Below are 19,134 nucleotides of genomic sequence, written 5' to 3' on the forward strand. Positions count from 1 at the left end.
TGCTCCACGAAGTTCGTGTAATCAATTTCAGGCTGCTTTTCGTGTGCTGGCCTGGAGCACGCGGCAGGCCATCTCGCCCACGGTGCGCAGGGCCACCAGATGCGCAGGGGTCCAGTCGCCCCCCACGCCGATGCGCAGGCAGTTGCGAAAGCGCCCGCTGGCGCTGAACACGGTGCCGGGGGCGATCAGGATGTGCTCGGCCAGGCAGGCCTCATGCAGTTGCACCGAGTCGAGCGAGCGCGGCAACTCCACCCACAGCAGCATGCCGCCAGGCGGGTCGCTGACCCGCGTGCCCGGCGGAAAGTGCGCGCCGATGGTGTGGCGCACCTCGTCAAGCCGGGCCGCAGCTGCCGCGCGCAGCTGGCGCATGGCGGCCGCATGCCCGCTCTGGTTGATCAGGTCGGCCAGCGCCAGCTCCAGCACGGCCGACTGGCCGCCAGCCTGCATGTCCTTGATGCTGCGCAGCTGCTCCGTCCAGCGCCCGGCCTCGACCCAGCCCAGCCGCAGGCCCGGGGCCAGGGTCTTGGAGAACGAGTCGCAGAGCATCACGTGGCCCGTCGTGTCGTAGGACTTGACGGTGCGGCGCATCTCGTCGGACTCGGCCAGGTCGGCGTAGATCGCGTCCTCGATCACCGCCATGCCGTGGCGCGAGGCCATCTGCGCCAGCCGCCGACGCTCGGGCTGGGGCATGCAGCTGCCCAGCGGGTTGCTCAGCGTGGGCACCACCATCAGGGCCTTCACGGGCTGCGTATCGAGCGCAAGCTGCAGCGCATCGAGCGAGATGCCATGGCGCGGGTGCGTGGGGATCTCCAGCGCCTTGAGGTGCAGGCCCTGCAGCACTTCGAGGAAGGAGAAGTGCGTGGGCGACTCCAGCGCCACCACGTCGCCCGGCTGGGTGACGGCGCGCAGGCACAGGGCGATGCTGTCCATGCAGCCTCCGGTGATCACGATGTTCTCGGGGTCCAGGCTGCAACCCAGGCCCACGGCATAGCGCGCCAGGGCGCGCCGCGCCTCCTCCTGCCCGGCCGAGGATGGGTAGGTGCACAGCAATTGGCGGTTGCGCTGCACGGAGCGCACCACGGCGCGGCGCACGCGGTCGGGGTTGAGCATGTCGGGCCCCGGCGTACCGCTGCTGAACGAGAGCATGTCCACCGGCTGGGCACGGCCCATGATGCGCTGGCCCAGCCAGTCCACCGACACCTCGCGCGGGCGGCGCAGCGGGCGTGGGGTGGTGGGCTCGGGCAGGTTGACCGGGCGCGCCGCCACAAAGAAGCCCGAGCGCGGGCGGGCAGTGATCAGCCGCGCGTCTTCGAGCCAGTGGTAGGCCTGCACTACGGTGCTCTGGGCTACGCCGCGCTGGCGCGCCAGTTCGCGCACCGAGGGCATCTTCTCGCCACGCGCCAGGGTGCCGTTGCGCACCAGCTCGGCCAGCTGGGCCGCGATCTGCAGGTAGAGGGGGGTGGTTTCCACGGCGTCCATGGCTTCATTCTGTACTGGCAGGGCCAGCGGTGGCCAGTACAGATTGACCCCAGTCAGTACGACACAGAGCCTCGCAGCGGGGGATCTGTACTGCACCAGCTCGCGCCGTGCTGTGGCTGGTGGCCCGGGGCCCGGGCGCGCACAGTGCAAGGCATGAACTCACTGCACACCCCCTCCCCCGCTTTGCCCACTGTCCCACCGCTGCGGCCACAGGCCCTGGCGCTGCAGTGGAACCGCCAACCCTTGCCGCCTCTGCAGGCCGTGCAGGCGCTCGAATTCCGCACGGGCGAAACCGGCCTGCTCGAAGTCGAGCAGGGCCGTGTCTGGGTCACCTGCGATGGCCTGCTGGAAGACTACTTCCTCGATGCCGGCCAGCGCCTGTCGTTCGCCGGGCCGGTGCGGCTGCGCGTGAGCGCCGAGGGTGGCCGGCCGGCGCGCCTGAGCTGGGCGCGGCACCGGAATTCGGATGTATCGGGCCGTTCAGCGGCGGCCGATGTGCCCGCGCCGGGCGCGTCCATCCGCCTGCAGGCGGCCTGAAAAAAGGCTATCAGCCCCGGGCTGGCGGCACGGGCTTGAGCCGCAGCTCGGCAGCGCGCGCGTGGGCCTGCAGGCCTTCGCCATAGGCGAGTTCGGCCGCGATGGTGCCCAGGGCCTGGGCACCGGCCTCGCTCACCTCGATGAGGCTGCTGCGCTTCTGGAAGTCGTAGACGCCCAGTGGCGAACTGAAGCGTGCCGTGCCGCTGGTGGGCAGCACATGGTTGGGACCGGCGCAGTAGTCGCCCAGGCTTTCGCTGGTATAGGCCCCGAGGAAGATGGCGCCCGCGTGGCGCAGCAGGGGCTCCCAGCGGTGCGGCTCGTTGCTGCTCACCTCCAGATGCTCGGGGGCGATGCGGTTGCTGATGGCGCAGGCCTCTTCCATGCTGCGCGTGTGGATCAGGGCGCCCCGGCCGTTCAGGCTCTTGGCGATGATCTCGGCGCGGGGCATGGTGGGCAGCAGGCGGTCGATGGCCTCCTGCACGGCGTCGATGTAGGCCGCGTCGGGGCACAGCAGAATGCTCTGCGCCAGCTCGTCGTGCTCGGCCTGGGAGAACAGATCCATCGCCACCCAGTCGGCCGGGGTGCTGCCGTCGGCCAGCACCAGGATTTCGCTGGGGCCGGCGATCATGTCGATGCCCACCGTGCCGAACACGCGCTTCTTGGCGCTGGCCACGTAGGCGTTGCCCGGGCCGGTGATCTTGTCGACCTTGGGCACCGTGTCGGTGCCATACGCCAGCGCGGCCACGGCCTGCGCCCCGCCGATGGTGAAGGCGCGCGTCACGCCGGCCACGTAGGCCGCCGCCAGCACCAGCTCGTTGCGCTCGCCCTTGGTGGACGCCAGTTGCGCACCCGAGCCCCCGGTGGCGACGCTGCCGCGCACGGGCGTGGGCACCACCATGATGATCTCCTGCACACCGGCCACATGGGCGGGGATGGCGTTCATGAGCAGGCTCGACGGGTAGGCCGCCTTGCCGCCGGGCACGTAGATGCCCACGCGGTCGAGCGGGGTGACCTTCTGGCCCAGCAAGGTGCCGTCCTCGTCGCGGTAGCTCCAGCTCTCGCCCGAGGCCTTCTTCTGCGCCTCGTGGTAGCTGCGCACGCGCCGGGCGGCGGCCTGCAGGGCATCGCGCTGGGCCGCAGGAATGGCGTCGAACGCGGCCTTGAAATCGGCCTGCGTGAGTTCAAGCCCGGCCATGGAATCGGCGGCGAGGCCGTCGAAGCGCGCCGTGTAGTCGAGCACGGCGGCATCGCCACGCGCCTGCACATCGGCCAGGATGTCGGCCACGCGCTGCTCAATGGCCGCATCCGTGTCGGCGGACCAATGCAGGCGATCGCGGAAGGCGGCTTCGAAATCGGCGCTGTCGGTGCTCAGGCGTACGGGCTTGGCTTGCATGGCTTTCGGGTCTCTGTCGCTGTGGGAAATCGGTGGTTCGTTCAGGCGCGCGCCGCAGTGGCTGCGGCAAACGCATCGATGATGCGGCGCAGCGGGGCTTGCTTGAGTTTGAGCGCGGCCTGGTTGACGACCAGGTAGGAGCTGATGTCCATGATGCGCTCGACTTCCACCAGGTGGTTGGCGCGCAGGGTGTTGCCGGTGGACACCAGGTCGACGATGGCGTCGGACAGGCCGATCAGCGGCGCCAGCTCCATGCTGCCGTAGAGCTTGACCATGTCCACGTGCACCCCCTTGGTGGCGAAGAAGTCGCGCGCGATGGAGGTGTACTTGGTGGCCACCTTCAGGCGCGAGCCCTGCTTGACGGCGCGCTCGTAGTCGAAGTCGTTGCGCACGGCGACGCTCACGCGGCATTTGGCGATCTGCAGGTCCAGCGGCTGGTACAGGCCCTGGCCGCCATGCTCGATGAGGGTGTCCTTGCCGGTCACGCCGATGTCCGCGCCGCCGTACTCCACATAGGTGGGCACGTCGGTGGCACGCACCAGCACCACACGCACGTCGGGCTGGTTGGTGGGCAGGATGAGCTTGCGCGACTTCTCTGGGTCTTCGAGCACCTCGATGCCGGCGGCGGCCAGCAGCGGCAGGGTCTCGTCGAAGATGCGGCCCTTGGACAGGGCGAGGGTGATCATGGTCATACGGGTTCTCTGAAAAGGGGCGCGGGCGGTGTGGCGGTCAGGACATGCGCTCGATGTCCGCTCCGATGCCGCGCAGCTTGGCTTCCATGCAATCGTAGCCACGATCCAGATGGTAGATGCGGTCCACCACGGTCTCGCCGTCGGCCACCAGGCCGGCAATCACCAGGCTGGCCGAGGCGCGCAGGTCGGTGGCCATCACGGTGGCGCCCGACAGGGGTGGATTCACGGCCTCGGCGTTGCCCAGGCCCTCGATCACGGCCACCTTGCCATCGGTCTGGATGCGGGCACCCAGGCGCACCAGCTCGTCCACATGCATGAAGCGGTTCTCGAAGATGGTCTCCGTCACCGTGGAGGTGCCCTGCGCCACGCAGTTGAGTGCCATGAACTGGGCCTGCATGTCGGTGGGGAACCCGGGGTATTCGGTGGTGCGAAAGCCCTGGGCACGCAGCTTGCCGGCACCGGGGCTCTGCACCCGGATACCGCCATCCACAGCCTGCACCTGCACGCCGGCCTCGCGCAGCTTGTCGATCACGGCATCGAGGTGGTCGGCGCGCCCATGGCGCAGCACCACGTCGCCGCCGGTGGCCGCCACCGCGCACAGGAAGGTGCCGGCCTCGATGCGGTCGGCCACCACACGGTGGGTGCAGCCGTTCAGACGCTCCACGCCCTGGATGCGGATGCGGCTGCTGCCGTGGCCTTCGATCTTCGCGCCCATGGCGATCAGCATCTCGGCCAGGTCGATGATCTCGGGCTCCTGCGCGGCGTTTTCCAGCACCGTCTCACCCTCGGCCAGCGCCGCGGCCATGAGGAAGTTCTCGGTGCCGGTCACCGTGACCATGTCGGTGGTGATGCGCGCGCCCTTCAGGCGCGTGGCGCCGGCGGGCAGCTTGGCGATCATGTAGCCGTGCTCGACCACGATCTCGGCCCCCATGGTGGCCAGGCCCTTGATGTGCTGGTCCACCGGGCGCGAGCCGATGGCGCAGCCGCCGGGCAGCGACACCGTGGCCTCGCCGAAGCGCGCCAGCAGCGGGCCCAGGGCGAGCACCGAGGCGCGCATGGTCTTGACCAGCTCGTACGGGGCCTCGGGCGTGTTCAGGCCACTGGCGTCGATGCGCACGGTGCCGTCGGGTGCACGCTCGGCCGCCACGCCCATGTTGCGGATCAGGGTCAGCATGGTGCTCACGTCCTGCAACTGGGGCACATTGAGCAGGGTGACCGGCTCGGCCGTGAGCAGCGCGGCGCACAGTTCGGGCAGCGCGGCATTCTTGGCGCCGGAGACCAGCACCTCGCCCTGCAGGGTGCGGCCACCACGGATGAGGAGTTTGTCCATCACGAAACCAGTGAAAAAGTAGTGGAAGGTGCCGAGGTAGCAGCGGCTCAGCGCGGCTGCGTTGCCCATTCGGCGGGCGTGAAGGTCTTCATGGACAGGGCATGCACCTCGTCCGTCTGCATGCGCGTGCCCAGCGTGGCGTACACGCGCTGGTGGCGCTGGATGAGGCGCTTGCCCTCGAACTCGGCCGAGACAATGGTGGCGTACCAGTGGCGGCCATCGCCCTGCAGGTCGATGTGCTCGCAGGCCAGGCCGGCGGCGATGAGGTCTTGGAGTTGGTCGGCGGTCATGGGTGGGGCGTGGTTGTCTGCATCCGGGGCGGGCGGCAAGGGTACCGCGAACCGCTCCCGGACGGTTCAATATCGGTCAATGGCGGATCTTGTAGCCGGTGCGCAGCAGGTGCACGGCCAGCCAGCTGACCGCGAGCCAGGCCACGCCCACGATACCGAGGCTGAGCCAGGGCGAGGTGTCGCTCTGGCCGAAGAAACCGTAGCGGAAACCGTCGATCATGTAGAAGAACGGGTTCAGGTGGCTCACGGTCTGCCAGAACGGCGGCAGGGACTGGATGGAGTAGAACACGCCGGACAGGAAGGTCATCGGCACGATCACGAAGTTCTGGAACGCGGCCATCTGGTCGAACTTGTCGGCCCACAGCCCGGCGATGAGCCCCAGCGTGGCCAGAAGGCCCGCCCCCAGCACGGCAAATGCAATGATCCACAACGGCGCTGCGAACTCCGGTCGCGCGAAGGCGACGGTGACGATGAACACCCCCAGCCCCACGGCCAGCCCGCGCACGATGGAGGAGCCCACATAGGCCACGAACCAGGCCCAGTGCGACAGGGGCGTGAGCAGCACGAACACCAGGCTGCCCATGATCTTGCTCTGGATCAGGCTCGACGAGCTGTTGGCGAAGGCGTTCTGCAGCACACTCATCATCACCAGGCCGGGCACCAGGAAGGCGGTGTAGCTGATGCGGTCATAGACCTTCACATGGTCTTCGAGCACGTGGCCAAAGATCAGCAGGTACAGCACGGCGGTGAGCACCGGCGCGGCCACGGTCTGGAAGCCCACCTTCCAGAAGCGCAGCAGTTCCTTGTAGAACAGGGTTTGCCAGCCGGTCATGCGTGGGCTCCCAGGGCTGCGGGAGCGGCAGAGGCCGCAGGCGGCGGGTGCGACGCCGACGTGCCGGCCATCACCTGCAGGAACACATCCTCCAGGTCGGGGCGGCGGATCTCCATGTCATGCACCTCCACACCCGCCACGCGCAGCGCGGCCAGGTGCTCCTCGATCTCGCGCGCGTCGTGCGCCGGTATCTGCACGATGCGGCCGGTGACGCGCGCCAGGCGCGCCAGTGCGGGCGGCAGCTCCACGTCGGCCTTGAACTGCAGCACATTGCCCGAGGCGGCCTTGAGCAGTTCGCTGGTATCGGCCAGGGCCACCACCTGCCCGGTCTTGAGCATGGCAATGCGGTTGCACAAAGCTTCTGCCTCCTCAAGGTAGTGCGTGGTGAGCAGCACGGTATGCCCTTCCTTGTTCAAGCGGGCGATGAATTGCCACAGGGTCTGGCGCAGCTCCACGTCCACCCCGGCGGTGGGCTCGTCGAGCACGATGATGGGCGGCTTGTGCACCAGGGCCTGGGCCACGAGCACGCGCCGCTTCATACCACCCGACAGCTGGCGCATATTGGCGTTGGCCTTGTCCGTGAGGCCCAGGTGGTGCAGCAGCTCGTCGATCCAGGCATCGTTGTTCTTCACACCGAAGTAGCCGGACTGGATGCGCAGCGCCTCGCGCACGTTGAAGAAGGGGTCGAACACCAGCTCCTGCGGCACCACGCCGAGCTTGCGCCGGGCCTCGGCGAACTGCGCCTGCACGTCGCTGCCCTGCACCAGCACACGGCCGTTGCTGGGCCGGGCCAGGCCGGCGAGGATGCTGATCAGGGTGGTTTTACCGGCACCATTGGGGCCGAGGAGTCCGAAGAACTCCCCTTCCTCGATGTCCAGGCTGACCTGGTTGAGTGCCTGGAAAGGGCCTTTGGGCGTATCAAAGGTCTTGGAAACGGCTTGGAATGAGACTGCGGGCATGAGCCGCTGATTTTAAGGCCTGGTGCACAAACCTGCTGTGCCGGCCCCGGTAGCCCCTGCAAGACGGGTCAGGCTGCAGGCAGCAGATCTGCAACGCCGTACAGCCCGGCCATGCTGGTCAGCGCTGCGGGCAGTCCCTGTACGGCAAAGGTCTTGCGGTCCGAGAGCGCCTCGCGCCGGCATTCGAGCAGCACTGCCAGCGCGGAGGTGTCGAACACGGACAGCGCCTGGGCATCCACCACCACGCCCGGCTCCTTGTGCACCTTCAGGCCCTGCAGCAGCATGCGCAGGCACGCCGGTGCCTGGCGGTGCGTCAGCTCCTGCGGAAGGACCAGGACAGGCACGGTGGAAGGCCCTGTGTCAGCCCTTGGTGCCGGCATTGGACTTGTTGCGCGCTTCCAGCGAGGCAATCAGGCCATCCACGCCCTTGGCGTTGATTTCCTGCGCGAACTGGCCCTTGTAGGTTTCCACCAGCCACACGCCGAGCACGTTGAGGTTGTAGATCTTCCAGCCGGCGCCATCGCCCGGGGTCTTCTCCAGACGGTAGTCGAGCTGAATCGGGTCGCCGCGGCCCACGATCTCGGTGCGCACCACCACGTCCTTGTCGGCGGGATCGCCGCGCAGGGGCTTGACCTGGATGGTCTGGTCATTCACCTGGGCCAGCGCACCCGCATAGGTGCGCACCAGCAGAATCTTGAATTCGTCCTGCAGGCGCTTTTGCTGCTCAGGCGTGGCCTGGCGCCAACCCGGGCCCACGGCGGCGGCGGTCATGCGGCGGAAATTCACGTTGGGCATGACCGTCTTGTCCACCAGCGCGATCACCTTGGACAGGTCTCCGCCCTGGATGGCCTTGTCCGCCTTGACGGTGTTCAGCACGTCGGTGGACAGGCGCTTGATCAAGGCGTCGGGGGCTTCATCTGCGGCCAGGGCCGACAGGGGCAGGCCCAGTGTTGCGGTGGCCGCCAGGGCCAGGGCGATGTGGCCCACGAGTCGTCGATTCATCATCATGTCATCTGCTTTCATTGGGGCGGGCAAGGCACCCTTGATTTCATTGTGGGCCCGAGGGGCCGTCCATATGCTTCGGCCAGGTTGCGGTGTGCAAGCAAGTGCAACACCTACCCGGCGGGAAAATCAACGCTTCTTGGCGTCTGCAGGGGGCTCCTCGGGCAGCATGCCGTCCTTGGAGTCCTGGGCACCATCATCCTTGTCCTTGTCGTACGGCGCCTCGCCGGCCTGGCTGCGCACCTGCAGGAACACGTCGCGCGTGAAGCTGTACTTGTCGAGCGCAGCACTGTCGAGCACGGAACCCGCACGCAGCAGGTTGGCACGCACATCCACCGCGCGCAAGGCATACAGCGAATTGCGGGCCGAAGTCGGGTCCACGTAGCGCACGGGGTTGCCCATCATGTCGACCGGCAGGGCAAAGGTATCGCGCACCGTGGAGGGCCCGAGAATGGGCAGCACCACATAGGGACCGGTGTCCACGCCCCAGCGGCCCAGCGTGAGGCCGAAGTCCTGGCGGTAACGGTCGATACCCAGCTCGCTGGCGACATCCAGCACGCCCCCCAGGCCGAGGAAGGTGTTCACGTTCACGCGCATGAAGCTGGAAGCGGCACCTTCGAGCCGGAACTGCAGCACGTTGTTCACGAAGGACCAGACGTCGGTCAGGTTGGCGAAGAAGTTGCTCACCCCGGTGCGCACCGGAGCGGGCGTGACTTCCTTGTAGGCCGTGGCCACGGGCTTGAGCACCAGGGCATCGACCTGTTCGTTGAACTTGGTGACCCCGCGGTTGTAGGGTTCCAGCGGGTCGCGCGGGTCGTTGCGGGGGCCGCTCGCGCAGCCGACCAGCAAGGCGAGCCCCAGCACGGCCACCAGGGCCCGGCCGGCACGACGCAGCGTTGCGGCGCCATTCGCGGGGTGGCTTTTATCGTCGCGGGCCGTGCCCGCTTGCGTCCTGTTCATCATTTTTTGCTACCTGCCCCTGCGGGCTTACTGCCGTCTTCGGCTTTGCTGTAAAGAAATTGTCCAATCAGGTTTTCGAGCACCACGGCGGACTGTGTGGCGGTGATCATGTCGCCCGCCGCGAGGTTCTTCTCGTCGCCGCCAGCCTCGATGCCGATGTACTGCTCGCCCAGCAGGCCGCTGGTGAGGATCTTGAGCGAGCTGTCCTTGGGGAACGCATAGCGGTCCTGCATCGCCAACGTGACGCGCGCCTGGTAGGTCTTGTCATCGAAGGCGATGGACTCGACCCGGCCCACGACCACGCCGGCGCTGCGCACGGCCGCCTGGGGCTTGAGGCCCCCAATGTTGTCGAAGCGCGCGGTGAGCTGGTAGCCGCGCTGGAAATTGAGGGTCAAGAGGTTGGCCGATTGCAGGGCCAGGAACACCAGCGCCGCGATGCCCAGCATCACGAACAGGCCTACCCAGACATCATTCTTGGAGCGTTGCATCGTTAAGGTCTCATTTCTTCGTCTGCCGGTGGTTGCCCGGCATCAGATACTGAACATCAGGGCGGTGAGGAGGAAGTCCAACGCCAGCACTGCCAGCGATGCCATCACCACCGTGCGCGTGGTCGCGCGCGACACGCCCTCGGGCGTGGGCTTGGCGGCATAGCCCTGCAGCAGCGCCACGAAGGTGACGGTGACACCGAACACCGCGCTCTTGAGAACGCCGTTGCCGACATCCTTCCACACATCCACCCCCCCCTGCATCTGGCTCCAGAAGGCGCCGGGGTCGATGCCGATGAGCACCACGCCGACCACCCAGCCACCGATCACACCGACGGCGCTGAACACGGCGGCCAACAGCGGCATGGTGATGACGCCGGCCCAGAAACGCGGCGCCAAAATGCGGCGCACGGGGTCCACGGCCATCATCTCCATGGCGCTGAGCTGCTCGCCCGCGCGCATGAGCCCGATCTCGGCCGTGAGCGAGGTGCCTGCACGTCCTGCAAAAAGCAGCGCCGTGACCACGGGCCCGAGCTCGCGCACCAGCGACAGCGCCACGAGCATGCCCAGCGCCTCGGACGAGCCGTAGCGCTGCAGCGTGTAGTAGCCCTGCAGGCCGAGCACGAAGCCCACGAACAGGCCCGAGACGGCGATGATGGCCAGCGAATAGTTGCCCAGGAAGTGCACCTGGTCGCGCACCAGCGACGGCCGCATGAAGGTGGCACCGAACAGGCGCACCAGGCGCACGAACAGGTGCGCCGCGGCGCCGATGTCGGCCAGTTGCTGGCGCACGGCCAGGCCCACGTCGGAAGGTTGGTACCAGCTCACAGGCCTATCCCCCCGGCAGGGCCGAAGTCCTGCTCCGCCGTGGGCCCCGGGTAATGGAAGGGCACGGGCCCGGTGGGCAGCGCGTGCACGAACTGGTGCACCAGCGGGTCCTTGCTGGCGCGCACCTCGTCGGGCGTGCCCTGCGCGGCGACCACGCCTTCGCCGAGGATGATCACGTGGTCGGCCAGGCGGAAGGTCTCCTCCAGGTCGTGCGAGACCACGATGCTGGTCAGCCCCATGGCATCGTTGAGCTGGCGGATGAGCTGGGCGGCCGTGCCCAGGGAAATGGGGTCGAGCCCGGCAAAGGGCTCGTCGTACATGACGAGTTCAGGGTCGAGCGCGATGGCACGGGCCAGCGCCACGCGCCGGGCCATGCCGCCAGATATCTCGCTGGGCATGAGGTCGCGCGCACCGCGCAGGCCCACGGCATTGAGCTTCATGAGCACCACATCGCGCACCAGCGCCTCGGGCAGATCGGTGTGCTCGCGCAGCGGAAAGGCGACGTTCTCGAACACATCGAGGTCGGTGAACAGGGCGCCGAACTGGAACAGCATGCCCATGCGCCGCCGCGCCGCATAAAGGCCGGCTGCGTCCATCTTCCCCACATTCTGGCCATCGAACAGCACCTCGCCCTGCTGCGCCTGCTGCTGCCCACCAATCAGGCGCAGCACCGTGGTCTTGCCCCCGCCCGAAGCCCCCATGAGCGCCGTGACCTTGCCGCGCGGCACGGTGAGCGACACGTCGCGCAGGATGGCGCGGTCACCGTAGGAGAAGGTGACGTTGCGCAATTCGGCGAAAGGCGAGGGCTCAGGCATGCAGAAGAAAAAAGGGGTTGTATGCAGAAACGGTGGTCCGCACGCACGGCAATCACCGCGCGCAATACAGCAGCGATGGTAGCCGAATCCGCAAACATACATACATGTATGTTTGCAGTTTCCCGATACGGGTTGTGCAGACCTGCCCAGTACACCAGTGTCTGGTATTCCCGAAGGGACATTGCTTCCAATTGTGCCTATATCCAGCGTCGCGCGTGCGCAACGGTCTTTCCTGGATGGGCACCCTGCGGCACACCATGAAAAACGGCGCCACCAGGGCGCCGCTCTCAGCCGTTGCCTTGCCAACAATCAGCGCGGCAGGTCCGAGTAGCCCATGAGGAACTCATCGACCGAACGCGCGGCCTGGCGGCCTTCGCGGATGGCCCAGACCACCAGGGACTGGCCACGGCGGATGTCGCCTGCGGCAAACACCTTGGGGGCGCTGGTGGCGTAGCCGCCATCGAACTCGGTGGTGGCGCGGGCGTTGCCACGGGCGTCCTTGTCGACACCGAAAGCTTCGAGCACGGCCGCCACGGGGCTCACGAAGCCCATGGCCAGCAGCACCAGGTCGGCCTTGAGGATCTGCTCGGAGCCGGCGACCTCGACCATCTTGCCGTCCTTCCACTCCACGCGCACGGTCTTCAGGCCGGTGACCTTGCCCTTTTCGCCGATGAACTCCTTGGTGGAGATGGCGAATTCGCGCTCGCAGCCTTCTTCATGGCTGGAGCTGGTGCGCAGCTTGATCGGCCAGTAGGGCCAGGTCATGGGGCGGTTCTCGACCTCGGGCGGCTGGGGCATGAGTTCGAACTGCGTGACGCTGACGGCACCATGGCGGTTGCTGGTGCCCACGCAGTCACTGCCGGTGTCGCCGCCACCGATCACGATGACGTGCTTGCCGTCGGCGCGCAGCTGGTTCTTGAGCTTGTCGCCAGCGTTGACCTTGTTCTGCTGGGGCAGGAACTCCATGGCGAAGTGGATGCCGTCGAGGTCGCGGCCGGGCACGGGCAGGTCGCGGCTTTGCTCGGCGCCGCCGGTGAGCAGCACGGCGTCGAACTCGGCCTGCAGTTGCTCGGGGGTGACGGTTTCCTTGGCCCAGTTGGTGACCTTGGAGCCCTTGCCCAAGCCGTCCTTGGCGGCGCCGACGAAGACGCTGGTGCGGATGGTGACGCCTTCGGCCTTGAGCTGGTCGGCACGGCGGTCGATGTGAGTCTTCTCCATCTTGAAATCGGGGATGCCGTAGCGCAGCAGCCCGCCGATGCGGTCGTTCTTCTCGAACAGGGTCACGTCGTGGCCCACGCGCGCCAGTTGCTGGGCTGCGGCCATGCCGGCCGGGCCGGCGCCGATCACTGCGACCTTCTTGCCGGTCTTGTGCTTGGACGGCAGGGGCTTGACCCAGCCTTCTTCCCAGGCGCGGTCGATGATGGCGTGCTCGATGGACTTGATGCCCACTGCGTCGTCGTTCACGTTGAGCACGCAGGCTGCCTCGCAGGGTGCGGGGCAGATGCGGCCGGTGAACTCGGGGAAGTTGTTCGTGCTGTGCAGCACGGCGATGGCACTCTTCCAGTCGGCTTGGTAGACCAGGTCGTTGAAGTCCGGAATGATGTTGTTCACCGGGCAGCCGCTGTTGCAGAACGGCGTGCCGCAGTCCATGCAGCGCGCGCCCTGTACCTTGGCCTGGGATTCATCCAGGCCGATGACGAATTCCTTGTAATGCTTCAGGCGCTCGCCGACGGGCTTGTAGCCCTCTTCGATGCGCTCGTATTCCATGAAGCCGGTGGTCTTTCCCATGATTGCGTGTCCTTATCTATGAATGCTGTGCAGGTGTTCGGTGGGGCAGCGCCTTACTTGGCGGGTACGGCCACGTTCTTGGAGGCCGGTGCCACCGCGGGGGTGGCAGGCTCCTCGAGCACCTTGCGTTCATAAATTTCGGCCAGCGCGCGCTTGTACTCGGTCGGGAAGACCTTGACGAACTTGCTGCGCGATGCCGCCCAGTTGTCGAGCAGTTCTCGCGCACGCTTGCTGCCCGTCCAGCGGTTGTGGTCTTCCAGCAGCTTCTTGAGCTGGGCTTCGTCGGTCTGGCCGTTGTGCCAGATGGCGCGTGGCACGGTGGATTCCTGCTCGGACGAGGGCAGGATGCGTTCGAGCGTGACCATGGACATGTTGCAGCGCGTGTCGAACTGGCCATCTTCGTCGTAGACGTAGGCCACGCCGCCGCTCATGCCGGCCGCGAAGTTGCGGCCGGTCTTGCCCAGCACCATCACGGTGCCGCCGGTCATGTATTCGCAGCCATGGTCGCCCGTGCCTTCGACGACCGCCGTGGCACCCGACAGGCGCACGGCAAAGCGCTCGCCGGCCACGCCGCTGAAGAAGGCTTCGCCCGTGGTGGCGCCATACATCACCGTGTTGCCCACGATGGTGTTGCGCACCGAGTCGCCACGGAAGTCGATGCTGGGGCGCACGACGACGCGGCCGCCCGACAGGCCCTTGCCCGTGTAGTCGTTGGCGTCGCCGATCAGGTACAGCGTGATGCCACGCGTGAGGAAGGCGCCAAAGGACTGGCCGCCCGTGCCTTCGAGCTGGATGCGGATGGTGTCGTCCGGCAGGCCTTCGGGGTGGGCACGCGTCACGGCACCCGAGAGCATGGCGCCCACGGAGCGGTTGACGTTGCGCGCCACCTCGATGAACTGCACGCGCTCGCCCTTGTCGATGGCGGGGCGGCTGCGCTCGATGAGCTTGCGGTCGAGCGTGTTCTCGATGTTGTGGTCCTGCACGTCCACATGGAAACGCGGCACGTCGGCGGGCACGTTGGGCTGGGCGAAAAGGCGGCCGAAGTCGAGGCCGCGGGCCTTCCAGTGGGCGATGCCGGAGCGCGTGTCGAGCAGGTCGGCGCGGCCGATCAGGTCATCGAACTTGCGAATGCCCAGCTGGGCCATGATCTGGCGCACTTCTTCGGCGATGAAGAAGAAGTAGTTGACCACGTGCTCGGGCTTGCCAGAGAACTTGGCGCGCAGCGCAGGGTCCTGCGTGGCCACGCCCACCGGACAGGTGTTCAGGTGGCACTTGCGCATCATGATGCAGCCCTCGACGACCAGGGGCGCCGTGGCAAAGCCGAACTCGTCGGCACCCAGCAGCGCGCCGATGGCGACGTCGCGGCCGGTCTTCATCTGGCCGTCGGCCTGCACGCGCACTCGGCCGCGCAGGCGGTTGAGCACCAGGGTCTGCTGGGTTTCGGCCAGGCCGATTTCCCAGGGGCCACCTGCGTGCTTGATCGACGACCAGGGCGAGGCGCCCGTGCCGCCGTCGTGCCCGGCGATCACGATGTGATCGCTCTTGCACTTGGTGACACCTGCGGCAATCGTGCCCACGCCGACTTCGGACACCAGCTTGGTGCTGATGCTGGCGTGCGGTGCCACGTTCTTCAGGTCGTGGATGAGCTGCGCCAAGTCCTCGATGGAGTAGATGTCATGGTGCGGCGGGGGCGAGATCAGGCCCACCCCGGGCACGCTGTGGCGCAGCTTGCCGATGTAGTTGGAGACCTTGCCGCCGGGCAGCTGGCCGCCTTCGCCAGGCTTGGCACCTTGGGCCATCTTGATCTGGATCTGGTCGGCCGAGGACAGGTACTCGGCCGTGACGCCGAAGCGGCCCGAGGCCACCTGCTTGATGCGGCTGCGCAGGGAGTCGCCGTCCTGCAGCGGCAGGTCGACCTCGACGTTCTCGGCACCGATCACGCTCTTCAAGGTGTCCCCCAGCTTGATCGGGATGCCCTTGAGTTCGTTGCGGTAGCGCGCGGCATCCTCGCCGCCTTCGCCGGTGTTGCTCTTGCCGCCGATGCGGTTCATGGCCACGGCCAGCGTGGCATGCGCCTCGGTGGAGATGGAGCCCAGCGACATGGCGCCGGTGGCAAAGCGCTTGACGATCTCCTTGGCAGGCTCGACCTCGTCCACGGGGATGGCCTTGGCCGGGTCGATCTTGAACTCGAACAGGCCGCGCAGCGTCATGTGGCGCTTGCTCTGGTCGTTGATGAGCTGGGCGTATTCCTTGTACGTGTTCCAGTTGTTGGCACGCGTGGAGTGCTGCAGCTTGGCAATGGCGTCGGGGCTCCACATGTGTTCTTCGCCACGGGCGCGCCAGGCGTATTCGCCGCCAGCGTCGAGCATGGTTTCGAGCACGGGGTCGTCGCCGAAGGCGGCCTTGTGCATGCGGATGGCTTCCTCGGCGATCTCGAACACGCCGATGCCTTCCACGCGGCTGGCGGTGCCGGTGAAGTACTTGCCCACGGTGTCGGTGTTCAGGCCGATGGCCTCGAACAACTGCGCGCCACAGTAGCTCATGTAGGTGCTCACGCCCATCTTGGACATGATCTTGGACAGGCCCTTGCCGATGGCCTTGACATAGTTGTAGATGGCCTTGTCCGGCGACAGGTCGCCGGGCATGTTCTTGTGCATCTCGGCCAGGGTTTCCATCGCGAGGTAGGGGTGCACGGCTTCGGCGCCGTAGCCGCCCAGCACGGCGAAGTGGTGCACTTCGCGCGCGGTGCCCGTCTCGACCACCAGGCCGGCGGTGGTGCGCAGGCCTGCGCCCACCAGGTGCTGGTGGATTGCCGACAAGGCCAGCAGCGCAGGGATGGCCACCTGCGTGGCGCTCACGGCGCGGTCGCTGACGATCAGGATGTTTGCGCCACCCTTGATGGCGTCCACTGCCTGCGCGCACAGCGAGGCGAGCTTGGCTTCCACGCCCTCACGGCCCCAGTCCAGCGGGTAGGTGATGTCGATGGTGGCGCTCTTGAACTTGCCCTGCGTGTATTTTTCGATGTCGCGCAGCTTGGCCATGTCGGCAAAGTCGAGCACGGGCTGGCTCACTTCAAGCCGCATCGGCGGGTTGACCTGGTTGATGTCCAGCAGGTTGGGCTTGGGGCCGATGAAGCTGTTGAGCGACATCACGATGGCTTCGCGGATCGGGTCGATCGGCGGGTTGGTCACCTGGGCGAACAGCTGCTTGAAGTAGTTGTACAGCGGCTTGTTCTTGCCCGAGAGCACGGCCAGCGGGCTGTCGTTGCCCATGGAGCCGATGCCCTCCTCGCCATTGCGGGCCATGGGGGCCATCAGGAACTTGATGTCCTCCTGCGTGTAGCCGAAGGCCTGCTGGCGGTCGAGCAACGGCAGCGTGGAAGCTTCGGGCGCAGGCGCATCGGCGGCAGCGTCGATGCTGTCAAGCTTGATGCGCAGGTTCTCGATCCACTGCTTGTAGGGCTTGGTGTTGACGACATTGGCCTTGAGCTCCTCGTCGTCGATCATGCGGCCCTGCTCCAGGTCGATCAGGAACATCTTGCCGGGCTGCAGGCGCCACTTGCGCACGATCTTGTTCTCGGGGATGGGCAGCACGCCCGATTCCGAGGCCATGATGACCAGGTCGTCGTCGGTGATGCAGTAGCGCGAGGGGCGCAGGCCGTTGCGGTCCAGCGTGGCGCCGATCTGGCGGCCATCGGTGAAGACGATGGAGGCCGGGCCATCCCAGGGCTCCATCATCGCGGCATGGTATTCATAGAAGGCGCGGCGGCGCTCGTCCATGGTGGTGTGCTGCTCCCAGGGCTCGGGGATCATCATCATCACGGCCTGGCTGATGGGGTAGCCGGCCATGGTCAGCAACTCGAGGCAGTTGTCGAACGTGGCGGTGTCGGACTGGTCGGCGAAGCTGATGGGGTAGAGCTTGTGCAGGTCGGCCGCGAGCACGGGCGAGGCCATCACGCCTTCGCGCGCCTTCATCCAGTTGTAGTTGCCCTTGACGGTGTTGATTTCACCGTTGTGCGCCACGTAGCGGTACGGGTGGGCCAGCGGCCATTCGGGGAAGGTGTTGGTGGAAAAACGCTGGTGCACCAGACCGATGGCCGAGACGCAGCGCTCGTCCTGCAGGTCCATGTAGTAGGTGCCCACCTGGTCGGCCAGCAACAGGCCCTTGTAGACCACGGTGCGGCTGGACATGCTGGGAACGTAGTATTCCTTGCTGTGCTTGAGCTTGAGGTTCTGGATGGCGGCGCTGGCGGTCTTGCGGATCACGTACAGCTTGCGCTCCAGCGCGTCCTGCACGATCACGTCGTTGCCACGGCCGATGAAGACCTGGCGCAGGATGGGCTCCTTCTTGCGCACGGTGGGCGACATGGGCATGTCGACGTTCACTGGCACATCGCGCCAGCCGAGCAGCACCTGGCCTTCGGCCTTGATGGCGCGTTCCATCTCCTGCTCACAGGCCAGGCGCGAGGCATGCTCCTTGGGCAGGAAGATCATACCCACGCCGTACTCGCCGGCCGCAGGCAGCGTGACGCCCAGCTTGGCCATCTCTTCGCGGTACAGCGCGTCGGGGATCTGGATCAGGATGCCTGCGCCGTCGCCCATGAGCTTGTCGGCACCCACGGCGCCACGGTGGTCGATGTTCTCCAGGATCTTCAAGGCCTGCGTCACGATGTCGTGGCGCTTGACGCCCTTGATATGGGCGACGAAACCGAGGCCGCAGGCGTCGTGTTCGTTGGACGATGAATACAAACCGTTTTGTTGGAGATGCTGGATCTCGGCAGCCGTGGTCATGGCGCACTCCTCATGAATTTTCGCAGGGAGTTCAAGATTAGTGCATTGCAACATGCAAGGCAAGCATATTAATTGGGGTCAGATTCTTATTAAATTAACCAACTGAATAAGTCGGATTTAATTGGGGACATATCAAAATACACGAATTCGAATGGAGGTGAGCGCTTTGGCAGGCAGGCTCAGGCCTCCTCGGAATCTGCTGACATTGCGGGTCGACCCGGCTTGGCCTTGGCCACCCTGCGGGGAGTCAGCTTTTGCAGGTCGGCCACGAAGTCGGGCTCGCCCATGGCCCAGCCGCTCAGCGCGGATTGCGTGATGGACTGGATCTGCTTGTCGCCCAGGCCCGACTGCACCAACGCCGCGTAGGCAGCTTCACGCGCAAAAGGCGTGTTGCCCAGCGCCCAGTACAACGCATGGGTGGTGAGCAGCTTGTCGGTGCGCAGCCCCAGCCAGTGGCCATGGCTGGACCAGGGGTAGTCCGCTGCGCGCGCAGCCATGCCGGCGCGCACGGGGTTGAGGTCGATGTAGACCATGCAGGCCAGCAGGTAGCGCTCCGACTGGATGACGGTGGAGCGGTAGCGCCCCTCCCACAAGGTGCCCGTGCGGCCATGGCGCTGGTTGAAATAGCGCACGTAGCTGCGGCCGATGGACTGCATCATCTGTGGCAGACCGTCGCCGGTGGACGGAGTGGCCAGCAGGTGGAAGTGGTTGTCCATGAGCACATAGGCATGCAGGGCCACCTGGAACTTGCGCGCGTTTTCGTCCAGGAGTACCAGCATGGCCTCGAAGTCGGCCCGATCCAGGAAGATCGCCTGGCGGTTGTTGCCCCGCTGGATCACATGGTGGGGAAAGCCGGGCAGTGTCAGTCGGGGCAGGCGGGCCATGGAAGGCAGATGGTCGGAAGAATGGTGCGGGATAGGCATGATATACCTGTCCCCATTTCCGTCGCCATGC

Annotated in this window: 17 protein-coding genes; 1 reads left to right on the forward strand and 16 read right to left on the reverse strand. The window is 66.5% G+C overall.

Features of this window, described 5'->3' with window-relative positions; genetic code table 11:
* Positions 1 to 27 precede the first annotated feature (27 nt).
* The gene (locus ACSQ9E_RS24145; RefSeq protein WP_436219385.1) at positions 28 to 1,479 is read right to left on the reverse strand and encodes a PLP-dependent aminotransferase family protein; all 1,452 of its coding nucleotides are present in this window, start codon (positions 1,477 to 1,479) and stop codon (positions 28 to 30) included.
* Between the two features lie 153 nt (positions 1,480 to 1,632).
* Here ACSQ9E_RS24145 and ACSQ9E_RS24150 point away from each other — a divergent pair, with 153 nt between their 5' ends.
* Positions 1,633 to 2,016 carry a DUF2917 domain-containing protein gene (locus ACSQ9E_RS24150; protein WP_436219386.1) on the forward strand — a complete coding sequence of 128 codons (384 nt, stop codon included), beginning with the start codon at positions 1,633 to 1,635 and terminating at the stop codon, positions 2,014 to 2,016.
* 10 nt (positions 2,017 to 2,026) lie between these two features.
* Here the strand turns inward: ACSQ9E_RS24150 and hisD are convergent, their stop codons facing one another.
* The 15 genes from hisD to ACSQ9E_RS24225 all read right to left on the reverse strand — a co-directional run bounded on the left by hisD (position 2,027) and on the right by ACSQ9E_RS24225 (position 19,064).
* Positions 2,027 to 3,409 (reverse strand): histidinol dehydrogenase, encoded by a 1,383-nt coding sequence (gene hisD / locus ACSQ9E_RS24155; protein WP_436219387.1) that lies wholly within the window; start codon positions 3,407 to 3,409, stop codon positions 2,027 to 2,029.
* Positions 3,410 to 3,450: 41 nt separating this feature from the next.
* Positions 3,451 to 4,095: an ATP phosphoribosyltransferase gene (hisG, locus tag ACSQ9E_RS24160; RefSeq protein ID WP_369819501.1), complete on the reverse strand. Its 645-nt coding sequence runs from the start codon at positions 4,093 to 4,095 to the stop codon at positions 3,451 to 3,453.
* 43 nt (positions 4,096 to 4,138) lie between these two features.
* A complete protein-coding gene (gene murA, locus ACSQ9E_RS24165; RefSeq protein ID WP_057265299.1) occupies positions 4,139 to 5,431 on the reverse strand; it encodes a UDP-N-acetylglucosamine 1-carboxyvinyltransferase in 1,293 nt (430 codons plus the stop codon).
* A gap of 47 nt (positions 5,432 to 5,478) precedes the next feature.
* Positions 5,479 to 5,721 carry a BolA family protein gene (locus ACSQ9E_RS24170; RefSeq protein WP_436219388.1) on the reverse strand — a complete coding sequence of 81 codons (243 nt, stop codon included), beginning with the start codon at positions 5,719 to 5,721 and terminating at the stop codon, positions 5,479 to 5,481.
* 76 nt (positions 5,722 to 5,797) lie between these two features.
* A complete protein-coding gene (locus ACSQ9E_RS24175) occupies positions 5,798 to 6,553 on the reverse strand; it encodes an ABC transporter permease (RefSeq protein WP_057205075.1) in 756 nt (251 codons plus the stop codon).
* Positions 6,550 to 7,512, reverse strand: a complete 963-nt coding sequence (locus ACSQ9E_RS24180) for an ABC transporter ATP-binding protein (protein WP_436219389.1) — start codon at positions 7,510 to 7,512, stop codon at positions 6,550 to 6,552. The genes ACSQ9E_RS24175 and ACSQ9E_RS24180 overlap by 4 nt, the downstream gene beginning before the upstream one ends.
* Before the next feature lie 68 nt (positions 7,513 to 7,580).
* Positions 7,581 to 7,892 carry an STAS domain-containing protein gene (locus ACSQ9E_RS24185; protein WP_057205081.1) on the reverse strand — a complete coding sequence of 104 codons (312 nt, stop codon included), beginning with the start codon at positions 7,890 to 7,892 and terminating at the stop codon, positions 7,581 to 7,583.
* Entirely contained in the window at positions 7,873 to 8,520 is a 648-nt protein-coding gene (locus ACSQ9E_RS24190; protein WP_057265301.1) for an MlaC/ttg2D family ABC transporter substrate-binding protein, read from the reverse strand. The genes ACSQ9E_RS24185 and ACSQ9E_RS24190 overlap by 20 nt, the downstream gene beginning before the upstream one ends.
* A 123-nt stretch (positions 8,521 to 8,643) precedes the next feature.
* On the reverse strand, positions 8,644 to 9,477 hold the full coding sequence (locus ACSQ9E_RS24195; RefSeq protein ID WP_436219390.1) for an MlaA family lipoprotein: 834 nt from the start codon (positions 9,475 to 9,477) through the stop codon (positions 8,644 to 8,646).
* Entirely contained in the window at positions 9,474 to 9,962 is a 489-nt protein-coding gene (gene mlaD, locus ACSQ9E_RS24200) for an outer membrane lipid asymmetry maintenance protein MlaD (RefSeq protein ID WP_057265185.1), read from the reverse strand. Before mlaD ends, ACSQ9E_RS24195 begins: the two co-directional genes overlap by 4 nt.
* A gap of 42 nt (positions 9,963 to 10,004) precedes the next feature.
* Positions 10,005 to 10,787: a lipid asymmetry maintenance ABC transporter permease subunit MlaE gene (mlaE, locus tag ACSQ9E_RS24205; RefSeq protein ID WP_436219391.1), complete on the reverse strand. Its 783-nt coding sequence runs from the start codon at positions 10,785 to 10,787 to the stop codon at positions 10,005 to 10,007.
* Positions 10,784 to 11,602 carry an ABC transporter ATP-binding protein gene (locus ACSQ9E_RS24210; protein WP_057265189.1) on the reverse strand — a complete coding sequence of 273 codons (819 nt, stop codon included), beginning with the start codon at positions 11,600 to 11,602 and terminating at the stop codon, positions 10,784 to 10,786. The genes mlaE and ACSQ9E_RS24210 overlap by 4 nt, the downstream gene beginning before the upstream one ends.
* A gap of 309 nt (positions 11,603 to 11,911) precedes the next feature.
* Positions 11,912 to 13,390, reverse strand: coding sequence for a glutamate synthase subunit beta (locus ACSQ9E_RS24215; RefSeq protein WP_428002429.1), 1,479 nt, complete (start codon positions 13,388 to 13,390; stop codon positions 11,912 to 11,914).
* A gap of 53 nt (positions 13,391 to 13,443) precedes the next feature.
* Positions 13,444 to 18,180, reverse strand: a complete 4,737-nt coding sequence (locus tag ACSQ9E_RS24220) for a glutamate synthase-related protein (protein WP_436219392.1) — start codon at positions 18,178 to 18,180, stop codon at positions 13,444 to 13,446.
* 179 nt (positions 18,181 to 18,359) lie between these two features.
* On the reverse strand, positions 18,360 to 19,064 hold the full coding sequence (locus ACSQ9E_RS24225; protein ID WP_436176834.1) for a transposase: 705 nt from the start codon (positions 19,062 to 19,064) through the stop codon (positions 18,360 to 18,362).
* Between the last annotated feature and the right edge of the window lie 70 nt (positions 19,065 to 19,134).

It is taken from the genome of Acidovorax sp. LjRoot118, assembly GCF_964253575.1.
Taxonomy (GTDB): Bacteria; Pseudomonadota; Gammaproteobacteria; order Burkholderiales; family Burkholderiaceae_C; genus Acidovorax.

Coding starts and splice junctions, on each gene's coding strand:
- ACSQ9E_RS24175 (WP_057205075.1), bottom strand. CDS start 6,553: ATGACCGGCTGGCAAACCCTGTTCTACAAGGAACTGCTGCGCTTCTGG.
- mlaD (WP_057265185.1), bottom strand. CDS start 9,962: ATGCAACGCTCCAAGAATGATGTCTGGGTAGGCCTGTTCGTGATGCTG.
- ACSQ9E_RS24215 (WP_428002429.1), bottom strand. CDS start 13,390: ATGGGAAAGACCACCGGCTTCATGGAATACGAGCGCATCGAAGAGGGC.
- ACSQ9E_RS24225 (WP_436176834.1), bottom strand. CDS start 19,064: ATGGCCCGCCTGCCCCGACTGACACTGCCCGGCTTTCCCCACCATGTG.
- ACSQ9E_RS24190 (WP_057265301.1), bottom strand. CDS start 8,520: ATGATGATGAATCGACGACTCGTGGGCCACATCGCCCTGGCCCTGGCG.
- ACSQ9E_RS24180 (WP_436219389.1), bottom strand. CDS start 7,512: ATGCCCGCAGTCTCATTCCAAGCCGTTTCCAAGACCTTTGATACGCCC.
- ACSQ9E_RS24210 (WP_057265189.1), bottom strand. CDS start 11,602: ATGCCTGAGCCCTCGCCTTTCGCCGAATTGCGCAACGTCACCTTCTCC.
- ACSQ9E_RS24220 (WP_436219392.1), bottom strand. CDS start 18,180: ATGACCACGGCTGCCGAGATCCAGCATCTCCAACAAAACGGTTTGTAT.
- ACSQ9E_RS24185 (WP_057205081.1), bottom strand. CDS start 7,892: ATGCCGGCACCAAGGGCTGACACAGGGCCTTCCACCGTGCCTGTCCTG.
- ACSQ9E_RS24145 (WP_436219385.1), bottom strand. CDS start 1,479: ATGGACGCCGTGGAAACCACCCCCCTCTACCTGCAGATCGCGGCCCAG.
- hisD (WP_436219387.1), bottom strand. CDS start 3,409: ATGCAAGCCAAGCCCGTACGCCTGAGCACCGACAGCGCCGATTTCGAA.
- hisG (WP_369819501.1), bottom strand. CDS start 4,095: ATGATCACCCTCGCCCTGTCCAAGGGCCGCATCTTCGACGAGACCCTG.
- ACSQ9E_RS24170 (WP_436219388.1), bottom strand. CDS start 5,721: ATGACCGCCGACCAACTCCAAGACCTCATCGCCGCCGGCCTGGCCTGC.
- ACSQ9E_RS24150 (WP_436219386.1), top strand. CDS start 1,633: ATGAACTCACTGCACACCCCCTCCCCCGCTTTGCCCACTGTCCCACCG.
- ACSQ9E_RS24195 (WP_436219390.1), bottom strand. CDS start 9,477: ATGATGAACAGGACGCAAGCGGGCACGGCCCGCGACGATAAAAGCCAC.
- murA (WP_057265299.1), bottom strand. CDS start 5,431: ATGGACAAACTCCTCATCCGTGGTGGCCGCACCCTGCAGGGCGAGGTG.